Annotated in this window: 11 protein-coding genes; 2 read left to right on the top strand and 9 right to left on the bottom strand. The window is 68.2% G+C overall.

Going from position 1 to position 15,259, the window contains the following annotated elements; genetic code table 11:
• Positions 1-182: 182 nt before the first annotated feature.
• The gene (gene pyrG, locus EJ105_RS08325; RefSeq protein ID WP_250165967.1) at positions 183-1,811 is read right to left on the bottom strand and encodes a CTP synthase; all 1,629 of its coding nucleotides are present in this window, start codon (positions 1,809-1,811) and stop codon (positions 183-185) included.
• Positions 1,812-1,938: 127 nt separating this feature from the next.
• Positions 1,939-2,373, bottom strand: coding sequence for a preprotein translocase subunit SecG (gene secG / locus EJ105_RS08330; protein WP_029558396.1), 435 nt, complete (start codon positions 2,371-2,373; stop codon positions 1,939-1,941).
• Between the two features lie 377 nt (positions 2,374-2,750).
• Here secG and EJ105_RS08335 point away from each other — a divergent pair, with 377 nt between their 5' ends.
• Positions 2,751-3,566 carry an FkbM family methyltransferase gene (locus EJ105_RS08335; RefSeq protein WP_029558394.1) on the top strand — a complete coding sequence of 272 codons (816 nt, stop codon included), beginning with the start codon at positions 2,751-2,753 and terminating at the stop codon, positions 3,564-3,566.
• A gap of 37 nt (positions 3,567-3,603) precedes the next feature.
• On the opposite strand, the gene EJ105_RS08340 is transcribed toward EJ105_RS08335, so the two are convergent.
• The 4 genes from EJ105_RS08340 to EJ105_RS08355 all read right to left on the bottom strand — a co-directional run bounded on the left by EJ105_RS08340 (position 3,604) and on the right by EJ105_RS08355 (position 11,525).
• A complete protein-coding gene (locus EJ105_RS08340; RefSeq protein ID WP_250165968.1) occupies positions 3,604-4,902 on the bottom strand; it encodes an NCS2 family permease in 1,299 nt (432 codons plus the stop codon).
• Positions 4,903-4,964: 62 nt separating this feature from the next.
• Entirely contained in the window at positions 4,965-5,594 is a 630-nt protein-coding gene (locus EJ105_RS08345; protein WP_038193482.1) for a trimeric intracellular cation channel family protein, read from the bottom strand.
• A gap of 92 nt (positions 5,595-5,686) precedes the next feature.
• Positions 5,687-7,828: a sodium-translocating pyrophosphatase gene (locus tag EJ105_RS08350; RefSeq protein WP_024279182.1), complete on the bottom strand. Its 2,142-nt coding sequence runs from the start codon at positions 7,826-7,828 to the stop codon at positions 5,687-5,689.
• A gap of 193 nt (positions 7,829-8,021) precedes the next feature.
• Positions 8,022-11,525 carry a DUF3971 domain-containing protein gene (locus EJ105_RS08355; protein ID WP_250165969.1) on the bottom strand — a complete coding sequence of 1,168 codons (3,504 nt, stop codon included), beginning with the start codon at positions 11,523-11,525 and terminating at the stop codon, positions 8,022-8,024.
• Between the two features lie 259 nt (positions 11,526-11,784).
• Between EJ105_RS08355 and EJ105_RS08360 the strand changes: the two genes are divergently transcribed.
• The gene (locus tag EJ105_RS08360; RefSeq protein ID WP_024279184.1) at positions 11,785-12,258 is read left to right on the top strand and encodes a peroxiredoxin; all 474 of its coding nucleotides are present in this window, start codon (positions 11,785-11,787) and stop codon (positions 12,256-12,258) included.
• Between the two features lie 56 nt (positions 12,259-12,314).
• Here the strand turns inward: EJ105_RS08360 and EJ105_RS08365 are convergent, their stop codons facing one another.
• From EJ105_RS08365 to EJ105_RS08375, 3 genes are read right to left on the bottom strand one after another with little or no spacing between them, the layout of a single operon-like run.
• Positions 12,315-13,091, bottom strand: a complete 777-nt coding sequence (locus EJ105_RS08365; RefSeq protein WP_250165970.1) for a heme ABC transporter ATP-binding protein — start codon at positions 13,089-13,091, stop codon at positions 12,315-12,317.
• 2 nt (positions 13,092-13,093) lie between these two features.
• Positions 13,094-14,179: a FecCD family ABC transporter permease gene (locus tag EJ105_RS08370; protein WP_250165971.1), complete on the bottom strand. Its 1,086-nt coding sequence runs from the start codon at positions 14,177-14,179 to the stop codon at positions 13,094-13,096.
• Positions 14,176-15,069 (bottom strand): heme/hemin ABC transporter substrate-binding protein, encoded by an 894-nt coding sequence (locus tag EJ105_RS08375; RefSeq protein ID WP_250165972.1) that lies wholly within the window; start codon positions 15,067-15,069, stop codon positions 14,176-14,178. The genes EJ105_RS08370 and EJ105_RS08375 overlap by 4 nt, the downstream gene beginning before the upstream one ends.
• Positions 15,070-15,259 lie beyond the last annotated feature (190 nt).

The following is a 15,259-nucleotide window of genomic DNA, read 5'->3' on the forward strand; positions in this document are numbered from 1 at the left end:
GCGCATTCCGCAACGGCAGAATCATGGGAAGGAACGCTACGGCAAGGGGCCGCGCGTCGCCTGGTTGGCGGGCGCATCCCCCCGGCGGCCCGGCCGGAGCTTAGTGCGTTTTGACGCGACGTGGCTACCGCCCGGAGGAAGAAATCCCGGGACGGCGCCCTAAGCCATTGCAAAGAAACGGCTCAGACGAGCCGGCTCTGATCCTTGGCGGCACGGATGAAGGAGGCGAACAGCGGGTGCGGGTCGAACGGCCGCGACTTCAGCTCCGGGTGGAACTGCACGCCGATGAACCAGGGATGGCTCGGATATTCCACGATCTCCGGCAGCAGCCCGTCCGGCGACATGCCGGAGAACCTCAGCCCGTGCTGCTCCAGCCGCTCGCGATAGGCGGTATTCACCTCGTAGCGGTGGCGGTGGCGCTCGGAGATGTCGCGCCGGCCGTAGACGCCTTCCACCTTGGTGTCCGGCTCCAGCACCGCATGGTAGGCGCCGAGACGCATGGTGCCGCCCAGGTCGCCGGCGGCGTTACGCCGCTCCAGCTCGTTGCCGCGCAGCCATTCGGTGAGCAGGCCCACCACCGGCTCGGAGGTGGCGCCGAACTCGGTGGAATTGGCCTTCTCGATGCCGGCGAGGTTCCGCGCCGCCTCGATGACGGCCATCTGCATGCCGAAGCAGATGCCGAAATAGGGCACCTGCCGCTCGCGGGCGAACTGGGCCGCGCGAATCTTGCCTTCTGCGCCGCGCTGGCCGAAGCCGCCGGGCACGAGGATGCCGTGGACGTGCTCCAGGAAGGGCGCAGGGTCCTCCCGCTCGAAGGTCTCGCTCTCGATCCAGTCGAGATTGACCTTCACCTTGTTGGCGATTCCGCCGTGGGCAAGGGCCTCGATCAGCGATTTGTAGGCGTCCTTCAGGCCCGTGTACTTGCCGACGATGGCGATGGTGACTTCGCCCTCGGGGTTGCGCACGCGGGTCTCGATGTCGGTCCAGCGCTTGAGGTTGGGCGCGGGGGCCGGCTCGATGTTGAAGGCGGCGAGCACTTCCTTGTCGAGGCCTTCCGCGTGATAGGCGGAGGGCACGGCGTAGATGTTGTCCACGTCCCGCGCCTCAATCACCGCCGTTTCCCGCACATTGCAGAACAGCGAGAGCTTGCGGCGTTCCTCGCGCGGGATCTCGCGGTCGGTGCGACAGAGCAGGATGTCCGGCTGGATGCCGATGGAGCGCAGCTCCTTCACCGAATGCTGGGTCGGCTTGGTCTTCAGCTCACCGGCCGAGGGGATGTACGGCATCAGGGTGAGGTGAATGAAGATGGCGTGGCCGCGGGGCAGCTCGTTCTTGAGCTGGCGGGTGGCCTCGAAGAAGGGCAGGCCCTCGATGTCGCCCACCGTGCCGCCCACCTCGATCAGCACGAAATCGAAGCCCTCGTTGCCTTCCAGCACGAAGTCCTTGATCGCGTTGGTGACGTGGGGAATCACCTGGATGGTGGCGCCGAGATAGTCGCCACGGCGCTCCTTGGCCAGGATGTCCTGGTAGATGCGGCCGGTGGTGATGTTGTCCTGCTTGGTCGCCGGATGACCGGTGAACCGCTCGTAGTGGCCGAGATCGAGGTCCGTTTCGGCCCCGTCATCGGTCACGAACACCTCGCCATGCTGATACGGGCTCATGGTGCCCGGATCGACGTTCAGATAGGGGTCGAGCTTGCGCAGGCGGACGGTGTATCCGCGCGCCTGGAGAAGAGCGCCGAGTGCTGCGGAAGCGAGGCCCTTACCCAGGGAAGACACGACGCCGCCGGTGATGAAGATGTAGCGCGCCATGGGCCTCGACCTTACCTAATGCAAACGCGATTCGGCGAGGGCGAAACCGGGATCGGCCTCGCCTCGCCTGTGGAGAAGAAACGGCGCGGCCGAAGCCGCGTCGCGTCAATGGATCACCAGAACAGGATCACTTGGACTGCGGAACCTGGGGACCGGACGGCGCCGCCGGCTCGGCCGGGGTGGCAGGAACCGGAGTGGCAGGCGCCGGGGCAGAGGTACCCTGCGGGGCCTGCTGGCGCAGCTGGTCGAGAATCGACCCGCCGCTCTGCGGCACCTGCGGCCCGCCCTGGTTCTGCTGCGCCGGCGGCAGGATGGAGCGCGGGGCGCGACCCCAGCCGGCCACGATGGTCAGCGAAAGCGAAGTGATGAAGAAGATCAGCGCGAGAATCGCGGTGGCGCGGGTGAGCACGTTGGCCGTGCCGCGCGCCGTGAAGAAGCCGCCGCCCGAACCGCCGCCGCCCCCGCCGATGCCGAGGCCGCCGCCTTCCGAGCGCTGGATGAGCACCACGCCAATGAGCGCGAGCACCACCATCAGGTGAATTACGATGAGAACCGTCTGCATGGAATCCATCACGTTCGCGCCAGAGCGGTGCCCCGGCGCGCAGGTCGCGGGTTCCCTACACGATCGGGCGGCAGGAGGGAAGAGCGGGAGGGCGGCGGCCTTCCCTATGCCCCCCCATCGCGGCGAGGCCTGCCGCGACCAGCGGCAAGGCGTCGCGCCGGGCGCGCCATCGGGGCCCCAATGCCGGGCTGAAGATTTTTCTTGTTCGCTGCGGTAGGCGGTTCGTCTAGAATTGCTGCAGTGCCCTCGCTCGGTTTGGGTTCGCAGACGGGTTCCCTTCGCCGGGAGCGTCGTCGCGGTCCCCAAGATTGTCCCATCAGGACCTTAATCCTATTATTCTCGCCTGCCTCAGCAGGCTCGCGCCGGAGGCGATACGCATGGACCTGTCCCGCAAGTTGCATAATTCGAAGGCTGGTCTTCGCGCGATCATGCACTTCGATAATCGCTGGGAGGTTGTGGCCACGAGATTGCTGTTCCGTGGTACCGGCATGATTACCTACCGGAAGAACGGTATGGAATTCGTGATCGACCACCATGGCGGTGACGAGACAGGGACGCGAGCCTGTCTTACCAGTCCGATGTACCGTCTCCTGATCCCCCAGATGGCGCTCAAGGGTCCCCTGACGCTGGTCGATATTGGCTCGAACGGTGGTGGATTCCCCATTCTTCTTTCCGACATGGGTTTCGCGCTCCGGAAGATTGTTGCCGTGGAAATGAACCCACGGGTGTTCGCGCGAATGCAGCTCAATCTCGTTCAGAACTTCGACGCCGAGCTCAAACTGTTCAATTGCGCCATCTCCGGCCAGGCTGGAACGATCAATGCGGACTTCGGAAGGGGAAGCACGGGTGAATCGATCTCCGGATCCCTCGGGCACAGCTCGCATGGCGTGCGGCGCCATGCGGCGATCGAGGCAATTACCTTCGATGACCTGATCGGACGGTCGCTGTCCGAGAACGAGGTGGTCGATCTTTGCAAGATCGATATCGAAGGGTCAGAATACGAGATCTTCGCCTCGGGCAGTTGCTCATCGCTGCGGCGTTGCCGCAATCTGGTCATCGAAATCCACGCTGTGGCCGGCAAGAAGCCCGAGCAGGTGGTGTCCGCGATCTGCGATCTCGGATTTGCGGAAATCCCCCGGCCAGCGGGCGGCGAACTGGACGTTTACTGCTTCCGTAACCTGCAGCTCAGCTGACGTCTGGGCGGCCCGGACGCGCCCTGCCCCGTGCCGCCTATTCGATCGCCAGCAGCACTGCCGACGCGATCGCGATTACCCACACCGCGCCGCTGATGCGCCGCCAGCGGCCGGCGATGAGGTTCACCGCCACATAGGTGATGAAGCCGAGGCCGATTCCCGTGGCGATGGAGAAGGTGAAGACCACCGCCAGCGCCGTCGCGGCGGCGGGGAAGGCCTCGGCGGCATCATCCCACGGAAGGTCGCCCATGGCGCCGATCATGGCGAGGGCCACCACCAGCAGCGCCGGCGCGGTCGCATACCCCGGCACCGCCAGCGCCAGAGGCGCGAACAGCAGGCAGGCGAGGAACATGAGCGCCACCACCACGGCGGTAAGCCCGGTGCGCCCGCCCGCCTCGATGCCGGCGGCGCTCTCGATGTAGGAAGTGAGCGTGGAGGTGCCCAGCGCCGAGCCGACGATGGCGCCGCCCGAATCGGCGATCAGCACCCGGCCGAGGCGCGGCACGGAGCCATCCTCCCGCATTAGACCGCCCTTGTAGAGGGTGGCGATGAGCGTGCCCATGTTGTCCAGCAGCACGAGCAGGAACAGCGCCGCGATCACCCCGGTCATGGAGAGGCGCAGAACGCCCGCGATGTCGAGCTGGAGCAGCGTCGGCGCCAGCGAGGGCGGGGCCGAGACGATGCCCGAGAAGGAGACGAGGCCGAACGGCACCCCGGCCAATGTCGCCGCCGCAATGCCGATGAGGATCGCCCCCGGCACGCCCCGCGCCGCAAGGCCGCTCATGAGCAGGAAGCCGCCGCAGGCGATGAAGGTGGGCGGGGCGGCAAGGTTGCCCAGCGCCACCAGCGTCACCGGGCTTGCCACCACTACACCCATGCCCTTGAGGCCGAGCAGCGCGAGAAACAGGCCGATGCCCGTGCCCATTCCGAGCTTCAGCGACATGGGGATGGAATTGAGCAGCCACTCCCGCACCTTGAACAGGCTGAGCGCCAGGAACAGCACGCCCGAGACGAACACTGCCCCCAGCGCCTGCTGCCACGGCACGCCCATGCCCAGCACCACGGTGAAGGTGAAATAGGCGTTGATGCCCATGGCCGGCGCGACGGCAATGGGATAGTTGGCGATGATCCCCATCATGGCCGAGCCGAACGCCGCCGAGAGGCAGGTGGCGGTGAAGGCCGCGCCGGCGTCGATGCCCGCCTGCGCCATGATCTGCGGGTTCACCACCACGATATAGGCCATGGTGAGAAACGTGGTGATGCCCGCCACCACCTCGGTCGGGATGGTGGTGCCGTGCGCTTCCAACTGGAAGACGCGCTCGATCAGTCCGCGCATGTGAAGCCGCCCTGCCCCGTATCCGGGAAGAGGCTAGCAGCAACGTTCGCGCCATGCAGGCGCTAATGCAGATCCTGCGTGTAGACGAATTTCGGCATGCTCCAGCCGAAGCGCAGGGCCAGCAGGCGCAGGGTCAGGCCGGCGGCCATGGCGATGGCCATGGTGAGCGGCTGCGGCAGCCCGGCCAGCGGCCCGGCCACGTAGAGCAGCCCCGTCAGGATCGAGACAGTGGCATAAAGCTCGGCGCGGAACAGCAGCGGCACCTCGTTGCACAGCACGTCCCGCAGCACGCCGCCGACGCAGCCGGTGATCATGCCCGCCGCGATCACCACGATGACCGGCAGCCCCAGCCCGATGGCCACGTTGCAGCCGATGACGGTGAACACCACGAGGCCCACCGCATCGAGAAAGAGGAACACCTGCCGCAGATGGTCCATGACGCGGGCGAGGAAGACGGTGCCCAGCGCCGCCCCGCCGGTGACGATGAGGTAGGAGGGGTGCGCCACCCACGAGAGCGGGTAGTTGCCGAGCAGCACGTCCCGCACCGAGCCGCCGCCCAGCGCGGTGACACAGCCGAGCAGGAACACGCCCACCCAGTCCATTTCCCGCCGTCCGGCGGCGAGCGCCGCCGTCATCGCCTCAGCCACGATGGCGACGAGATAGAGGATGTGGAGCAGGGTCTGCGGCGTGATGTAGGAACTCAGGATAGCCCCCCGCGCAAAAACGCCGCCTGCCCCGGCAGGGACAGGCGGCCTTGGTGTTAACCCCGGCGAACCGGGGCGGTTCAGTGCCCCAGCACCGCCAGCAGCAGCAGCGCGACGATGTTGGTGATCTTGATCATGGGGTTCACGGCGGGGCCCGCCGTGTCCTTGTAGGGATCGCCCACGGTATCGCCGGTGACGGAGGCCTTGTGGGCTTCCGAGCCCTTCATGTGGCGCACGCCATCCTTGTCCACGAAGCCGTCCTCGAACGACTTCTTGGCATTGTCCCACGCGCCGCCGCCCGACGTCATGGAGATGGCGACGAACAGGCCGGTGACGATGACGCCGAGCAGCATCGCCCCCACCGCCGAGAAGGCCGCCGACTTGCCCGCCACGCCGCCGCCCGCCACGAAGTAGATGGCGAAGTAGCAGAAGATGGGCGAGAGCACCGGCAGCAGCGAGGGGATGATCATCTCCTTGATGGCCGCCTTGGTCAGCATGTCCACCGCGCGGGAATAGTCCGGCTTCTCGGTGCCGGCCATGATGCCCGGCTTTTCGCGGAACTGCCGGCGCACCTCCTCCACGATGGCGCCCGCCGCGCGGCCCACCGCCGTCATGCCCATGGCGGCGAACAGGAAGGGCAAGAGGCCGCCGAACAGCAGGCCCACCACCACGTAAGGGTTCTCGAGCGAGAAGTTGGGCGTGACGCCGGCGAAGTAGGAGCCCGGCGCTGCCTGCGCGATGAAGAACTTGAGGTCCTGGCTGTAGGCGGCGAACAGCACCAGCGCGCCGAGGCCGGCGGAGCCGATGGCGTAGCCCTTCGTCACCGCCTTGGTGGTGTTGCCCACCGCGTCGAGGGCGTCGGTGGACTGGCGCACCTCCTTCGGAAGGCCCGCCATCTCGGCGATGCCGCCAGCATTGTCCGTCACCGGGCCGAAGGCATCGAGAGCCACGATCATGCCGGCGACGCCGAGCATGGTGGTGGCGGCGATGGCGATGCCGAACAGGCCGGCGAGGCCATAGGCGCACAGGATGCCGGCGATGATGACGATGGTGGGCAGCGCCGTCGATTCCAGCGAGACGGCGAGGCCCTGGATGATGTTGGTGCCGTGGCCCGTGACCGACGCCTGGGCGATGGACACCACCGGGCGATAGCCGGTGCCGGTGTAATACTCGGTGATGACCACGATGGCCCCCGTCACCGCAAGGCCGACGAGGCCGCACAGGAACAGGCTCGTGCCCGAATAGGCCACCCCCTGGATCGGCCCGAAGCCCGGCAGCAGCCATGTCACCACGGCAAGCGCGATGATGGAGAAGCCCGCCGTCGCCATGAGGCCCTTGTAGAGCGCGCCCATGATGGAGGAGTTCGCCCCCAGCCGCACGAAATAGGTGCCGGCGATGGAGGTGAGGATGCACGCCCCGCCGATGGCCAGCGGATAGACGATCATGGTGGCGAGCGTCGCCGGATTGGCGGCGAAGAAGATGGCCGCGAGCACCATGGTGGCGACCACCGTCACCGCATAGGTCTCGAACAGGTCGGCCGCCATGCCCGCGCAGTCGCCGACATTGTCGCCCACGTTGTCGGCGATGGTGGCCGGGTTACGCGGGTCGTCTTCGGGAATGCCGGCTTCCACCTTGCCGACGAGATCGCCGCCCACATCCGCACCCTTGGTGAAGATGCCGCCGCCGAGACGGGCGAAGATGGAGATGAGCGAGGCGCCGAAGCCCAGCGCCACAAGTGCATCCACCACCGTGCGGCTGTTCGGCGCGAAACCGAGGAAGCCGGTGAGGATGAGGTAGTAGACGCTGACGCCGAGCAGCGCGAGGCCGGCCACCAGAAGGCCGGTGACGGCGCCCGCCTTGAAGGCGAGGTCGAGTCCGCCGGCCAGCGAGAGCGTCGCCGCCTGCGCGGTGCGCACGTTCGCCCGCACCGACACATTCATGCCGATGAAGCCGGCAAGGCCGGAGAGGATGGCCCCCAGCGCGAAGCCGATGGCCACCAGCCAGCCGAGGAACACGCCCACGAGGATGAAGATGACGGCACCCACGATGCCGATGGTGGTGTATTGCCGGCGCAGATAGGCCTGCGCGCCTTCAGCGATGGCGGATGCGATCTCCTGCATCCTGGCGGTTCCCGGATCCGCCTCCATCAACCCTTTGATCGTCCATACGCCGTACGCCACGGCCAAGAGGCCGCAGGCGATGATGAGCACCAGAGCCAGCATCTATCCCACCCTCAATTCGTTTCCTGCCAATTATGTTTATGGGCCGGGAGTGTGAGGGGTGCCGTGGGCCATCGCAAGGGGCGTTTGGGCAAAGCGTCGCACCTTGGGGCGGTTTCATGAGACCGTCGCACGATTGCCCCATGGGCGGGGCTTCCACTTTCGCCTCCCCCGTCCCGTCGGGGCATTGGAAGGGCTATCGAGTCGGTGGCGTTCCGGTCGAATCGCGGAATTCGAAGATCTTGCGCAGGAAGCCCGGCGCCACGGCCGAGATGGGGTTGATGCGCAGGGTCGGACCGGTGGACAGCGGGCCGACGACCTCGAAGGTCACGCCCACCAGGCCCTCGTTGGGCCCGCCGCCGAGGAACAGGCCGATGACCGGAAGCTTGGAGAAGATGTTGTTGAGGGCGTAGGCCGGCACGAAGGTGCCGCGCATGTTGATGCGGTCGGCGGCGAAATCCAGCGAACCGTCGAAGGTCGCGCCCACGGAGGGGCCCCAGATGGCGCCTTCCTTGAAGACGATCTTGCCGGTGGAGCGGGAGAACTGGGCCTGCGCCTTCTCGAAGGCGGCGGTGCCGTTCTCGATGCGGCCGGAGCTGTCGCGGGCGGCGCTGGAGAGGCGCTCGAGGCCGGGCTCGCCCTTGATGGAGAAGTCACTCAGGTGCAGCACGCCTTCCTGCGGCGTGTTGTCGCTGCGCGGGGGGTCAACCACCAGCCACGCCTCGCCGCCCTGCATCTTGGCGTAGATGTCTAGGAAGCGGAACAGCGCGCCAGCGTCCGAGGTGGTGATCTGCAGCGCCCGCTCGCGGCCCTGCCAGGTGCGCATCTCGCCGGCCACCGTGCCGTCCCGACCCGTCTTGGCGGTGAGGGTGAAATCCCGCATCTCGACGCCGCGCCGCGTAGTGGAGAGATCGAACTGGCGCAGCACCTCGCCGTTGTTGCCGGTAAGCGCACCGATGCGCGCCTCCACGTCCACGTCCTGCGACTTGCGCTTGTCGGTGGGGGGGCCGCTGACGAGGCTTTTCATGATGCCGCGGGCATCCATCACCTCGCCGGTGATGCGGATCTTCAGCACCGATCCGACACGCTCCGCCTTGGCCGAGGCCTTGTCACCGTCGGAGAGCTGGAAGGTCGGGAAGTTCGCGCCCATCAGGTCGCCGCTGTCGGCCAGCTCGATGTTGCCCTTGAGTAGGGTGCCCGAGCCGTCGATCACCATGTCGTCGAGGCGGACGGAGTTGCCCTTGTCGTTCACGGTGAAGCGCGCCTTGAGCGGCTTGCCGGCGGGCTTGCTGAGGCCGGGAATGAGATCGGCGATCCGCGCCTGGGTCAGGTCGCCTTCGATGCTCGCCCGCGTGTCCTTGTTGTTGGTGGTGCCCACCACCCGCACGCCCACGGGGCCGCTGACGCCGGGAATGTCCACGCCCAGCTTGCCGCGGGCGGCATCGTCGAGGGTGGCGGAGACGCGGATGTCCGAATCGGCCACGTCCTTCTTCTTCTCGTACTCGAAGGCGAGCGGCGCCCCGGCGAGCTTGCCCTCGCCGCGCAGAACGATGCCGGCGGGCGAGGCGAACGCCTTCACCGTCGCGCCCTCCAGCCTCTGGCCGCGGAACACCTTGTCCACGCCGAAGTCGGTGAGGTTCGCCTCCAGCGAATAGTCGAGATCCTCCGGCAGCGGCACCTTGCGGAAGATCATGTTCACCTGCAGCAGCGCCGAGAGGCGGCCGCGCGTGGTGGAGGGATCGAAGGCGGTGCCCTGCGGCCCCTTCAGGGGCTCCATGCCCAGCACTTCGATGCCGGCGTCGGCGGGGCCGTTGAAATTCACCCGGATCTGCGCGGAGGGCTCGCGCGGGAAATAATCGGGAATCAGCATCACGCCGTCACTCACCGCGATCTTGCGGTTCTGCGGCGTCACCACTGTGCCGTCGGGCATGGTGATGCGCACCGAGCGGCCGGTGACGAGGATGGCGAGGCTGGAATTGGTGATGGGCGGCAGTCCCTTCACCGGCCGGATCGTCACGCCCTTGCCGGTGATGGTGAAGCGCACGCCGTCCTCAGGCAGCGGCACCTGCTTCTGGCCGATGAGGTCGAGCGGCAGCTTCACCGCGACCGCGATGCCTTCCGCCGTGCCGCCGGAGACGTTCTCCACCGCGAACTGACGGGCGGGAGGCGCAATGTTCACCGGCCAGAAGCGCTTCACCGTCGCCACCGGCATGGGAGAGGCGACGCCGTCGAACTTCAGGTAAGGGATCGGTACGCCGAAATCGAACAGCGCCGTGAAGCTGAAGCTGGCGGTGGAGGCGCCCAGCAGGCCCTGGTCCACCACGATCTGGCGGCTGGGCGGATCGAACCGGCCGGACACGTCCACCTTGGTGATGACGAGGGGCGGCTCGGGCATCTCTGGCCCCTGAAACACGACCTGCTTCGGCCCCATCTGGAACGGCCACGGTTCCTGCGCCTTGGCCGGCACGCGGATCTCACCCGCCAGCTCGATGATGTTCTGGCTCTTCACCGCCTCGATGGGAGCGACCACGATCACACGCCGCGCCACATCCAGCTTGGCCACGATGCGGGCGCGGTCGATGACGAAGCGCTCTTCCGGGTCCTCGCCACTGCCGAGGGCGCCGGCGCCGAGATCGAGGCTCGCATCCGCGGACGTGAGCGCGCCGTCGAGGGCGAGGCGGGCGGAGAAGGAGGCGTTGAGGGGGGTGTCGATATAGAAGCGCCGCTGGTCCTGCACGAAGGCGTGCAGCAGGTCGCGGGTCGAGACGTTCCGGATGGCCACGTCCATGGCGCGCTCGCCATTGCTGACCGGGCTGATGCGCGCGACAGCGGTGGCGACGCCCTGCGGCGACTGGGTGGTGAAGGTCAGCACCGCACCGCCACCCGGCGGCCGCGCGAGCCGGACGCTCATGTGCTGGAAGACGATTCGGCGGCCGGCGCCCTCGTTCTCCACGATCACGGTGCCGTCCTTGAGGCCCACGTCCGCGAGCGCGCCGCCGTCGAAGCCGGCGGTTTCGAGGTCCGCCATCCAGCGGGCAAGCGCGACGGGCTTGAGCGGATCGAAATCCGCGCCAGCGGCATCGGCGGCCTGTTGCGCCTTGTCCGGCGGCGAGGCAGGAGCGGAGGCCGGGGTCGCAGTCTGGGATGCAGCGGGTGCCGCCGCGGAGCGGGCGGTGGAGCTGGCGGGGATCGCCTTGGCGCCGCGGCCGGTAGCCACCGCCACCTGACCGGTCGGGGCGATTCGCACCGTCATTTCCGCGCCCACGAGGTCGATGCGCCGCGCCTTGGGCATGAGCGAGAGGATGGAGCCTTCCAGTTCCACCTCGGCGCTCGGTGCGCTGGCGACGAGCTGGCCGTCGGGGCCGGTGACGCGGATGTCGTGGACCACTACGGCAGTGGCGCCATGGCCCACCGTCTCCATGGTGGTGGCGCCGATGCTGACTTGGTGGCCTCCACCGATGCGCTCCTCCAGCGCCCGCTCGATATAGGGCGTGGCGAGGTTGGCGGTGACCATGCCGGTGGCGATGAGCGCGTAAAGGGTGACGGCAGCGACGCCGCCGAGGGCGATCAGGACGAGGCACAGGCCGGTAAAAAGGCGCGCGGCACGGCTGCGCGGCGTCAGCGCACCGACAATGCCCCGGAAGCGGGACCGCTTAGGCTCGCGCCGCGCCCCCGCCGGCCTCTCCTGCCGAAACTCCATTCCGTCTGGACCTTCCCTCTACCGCTTCGGCCGTTCCCGGCCGTTCGTCCGCAACCCGGCGATGGTCCCGCGGTGCCCTCCGGAGTGCGCTTCGATTCGCCGCCGGCCCGCAAGAAATGACCCTAACCTGCCCTTGTCTCGTAAAGATGAGGTGGATCAACTCCCTTGATGATACCATCTGGCCCAAGAACGCGGCCATCTTGTGGGCTTGCATTTGAGCAGCCCCGTATGGCGCCGAACACGTCGAAAGGAAGGCGGAATGTCCAGTTTCCCGGAGGTTGGCGCCAAGGCGCCTGCTTTCTCGCTCACCCGTGATGGGGGCGGTACCGTTTCATTGAAGGATTTCAAGGGCCGCAAGCTGGTGGTCTATTTCTACCCCAAGGCTGACACGCCCGGCTGCACCAAGGAAGCCATTGCCTTCAACGGCCTGAAGGCGGAATTCGCCGCCGCCGACACCGACATCCTCGGTGTCTCCGCCGACGAGGTGAAGGCGCAGGACAAGTTCCGCGACAAGTACAGCCTCGGCTTCGCGCTGGGCTCGGACCCCGACAAGGCCATGCTGGAGGCCTATGGCGTGTGGGTGGAAAAGAGCATGTACGGGCGCAAGTACATGGGCGTCGAGCGCGCCACCCTCCTCATCGGCCGCGACGGCAAGGTGGCGAAGACCTGGCCCAAGGTGAAAGTGGACGGCCACGCCGCCGAGGTGCTGAAGGCCGCTCAAGAACTGGGCTAAGCCCAGTTCAAAGCTACGCCCACGCTGGGCTGAGCCCGGCTCCCCCCTGCCTGCCCCTACTCAGCCGCCTGCACGTTCTGCGGCAGGATGAAGGGGCCGGGCGGGGCCACCCCGATTCGCAGGCGGATGCCGAAGGCGTCCGCCAGCACCGGCTCTGTCAGCACCTCCGCCACCGGCCCCGCCGCGCGGACCCGCCCTCCCGCGAGCACCACGATCTCGTCGGCCACCATGGCGGCAAGGTTCAGGTCGTGCAGCACCGCCAGCACGCCCCCGCCCGCATCCGCATGGGCGCGGGCAATGTTGAGCACGGTGAGCTGGTGGGCGAGATCGAGGCTGGCGGTGGGCTCGTCGAGGAAGAGATAGCCCGGTGCATCCGGCTTTCCCGCATCCAGCTGGGCGAGAATGCGGGCGAGCTGCACCCGCTGCCGCTCGCCGCCCGACAGGCTGTCATAGCGCCGGTCGGCGAAGCCGGGCAGGTCCACCCGCGCCAGCAGGCGCAGGATGCGGGCGCGGTCATGCCCCTCCCCCGCCATGAGGCCGGCGGTGATGACCTCGGCGGCGGTGAACGGAAAGGCCACCTCCGCCGCCTGCGGCAGCACCGCCCGGCGCCGCGCCAGTTCCAGCGGCCGCATGTCATGGATGGAGATACCGTCCAGCGTCACCCGCCCGGTGGCGAGCCGATGCTCGCCGGACATGGCCTTGAGCAGGGTGGACTTGCCGGCGCCGTTCGGCCCTACCAGCACAGTGACGCGCCCCGGCCGAACGGTGAGGCTCGCGCCATCCACGAGGCGACGGCCGGAAGCAGTGACGGTGACATTCTCTGCGCGATACATGCTCACCCCACGAAGGCGCGACGCTTCAGCAGCAGCCACAGGAAGAAAGGCGCGCCCACCAGAGCGGTGACGACGCCCAGCGGCAGTTCGGCGGGCGCCGCGATCATGCGGGCGAGGATGTCCGCGCCGAGCAGCACCGCCGCTCCGAGCAGCGCCGAGGCCGGCACCAGCGCGCGGTGGGACGGCCCGATCACCAGCCGCGCGAGATGCGGCACCACCAGCCCGACGAAGCCGACGACACCGGTGGCCGCCACCGCAGCCCCCACCCCCGCCGCGACGGCGACGACGGCGGTGCGCTTCAGTCGCTCCACGCTGACGCCCGCGTGAAACGCCTCCGCCTCGCCCAGCGCCAGCGCATCGAGCCCGCGGGCGAGGCCGACGGCGATGGCCAGCAGCCCCAGCACGAAGGGCGCGGCCAGCGCCGCCTTCATCCAAGTGGCGCCGCCGAGGCTGCCGAGGGTCCAGAACAGGAAATCCCGCGTCTGCTGTTCGGAGGCGAGGAACACCATCACCCCCGTGCCGGCGCTCGCTAGCGCGCCCAGCGCGAGACCTGCAAAGAGCAGCGTCGCCACCGAAGTGCGCCCGTCATGCTCCGCGAGCCGCGCGATGACGAGGGTGGTGACGAGCCCTCCTGCGAAAGCGGCGAGCGGCAGCCCGACCACCTGCAGCGGCTGCGGCAGCAAGGCGACGAGCGGCGCGCCGAACACGACGAACGCCACCGCCGCCAGCGCGGCCCCCGGCGCCACGCCCACGAGGCTGGGATCGGCGAGCGGATTGCGGAACACGCCCTGCATCAGCGCCCCCGCCACGGCCATGCCCGAGCCGGCCAGCGCGCCGACGAGCGCGCGGGGCAGGCGCACGTCCAGCACCACGATGCGCTCGCGCAGGGAGCCGGCCGGCGCCGCGCCGGTGATCCAGTCCCACAGCACGGCGAACACCCGGCCGGGGGCGATGGTGAAGGGTCCGATGGCGAGCGCGCCCACGAAGGCCGCAACCGCCAGCACAGCGAACAGGGTCAGCCCCGCCGTCACCGGACGCCCGCGCGTTCCCGCCTCCGCCGTGGCCATGGCAATGCCTTCCATGCTCATTGGTCCGGCTCCGTGCTCCAGGGTCGGGCCGGCAGCTCCGGCAGCTTCGCGCCCGGGTGCAGCGCCGCCGCGAGATCGCGCGCCGCGCGCGGGGTGCGGGGGCCGAAGCCGAGCAGATAGGAGCCGGGCAGCGCCACGAGGCGCTTATCCCGCGCGGCGGGTGTTCCGGCGAAGGCGGGCAGCGCGAAGACGGTGGCAGCATCGAGCACCTGCCCGCCGCCGCGCATCACCACCACCGCCTCCGGCTCCGCCGACATGGCGGCCTCATCCAGCGCCGGCTTGAAACCCTTGATCTCAGCCATGGCATTGGTGAGGCCCGCGAGTTTCAGAATGGCGTCGGCGCTGGTGTCCGAGCCGCCCACCACCGCCGCGCCGCCCGAGGCGGAGAGCACGAACACCGCGCGCGGCCGCTCCGGCAGCACCTTCACCATGGCATCGAGGGCGGCGAAGTCGTCGGAGACCTCTGCGGCGAGCGCCCTGCCCTTTTCCTCCGCGCCCACCGCCTTGGCCACAGCCGCGATCTTGTGCAGCACCGCCTCCCTGTCGTGCCCGTCCGGAATGACGACCACGGGCACCGAGGCCTGCTTCAGCACCTCCATGGTGGAGGGCGGCCCGGCGCCTTCCATGGCGAGGATCAGCGTGGGCCCCACCGAGAGCACGCCCTCCGGCGACAGGGCGCGGGCATAGCCCACATCCGGCAACGCGCGGGCAGCGGCGGGGTAGCGGCTGGTCTGGTCCACCGCCACCACGCGATCACCCATGCCGAGCGCGAACAGGATCTCGTTCACCGCGCCGCCGATGGAGACGATGCGCAGCGGCGAAGCCTGCGGCTGGGCCGCAGCAACACGCGGCGCAAGGCCGGCGACGGCAAGAAGGGCAGCGACGACCACGCCAAGGCTGACAAGACGCGCCGCAAGACGGCACGCGCGGATAGCTTTCTGACGCCGGATCAACATGGAATTAGAGCAACTCCATTTTCTGATGGCGAGTCTTCATGAGACCGATTCGCCTCTATTTTATTTATTCCAATATCGAACGGGCACATATCTACGTGCCAGACACGCAACAGTCTCTGACGTT

The organism is Xanthobacter aminoxidans, assembly GCF_023571765.1.
Lineage (GTDB): Bacteria > Pseudomonadota > Alphaproteobacteria > Rhizobiales > Xanthobacteraceae > Xanthobacter > Xanthobacter aminoxidans.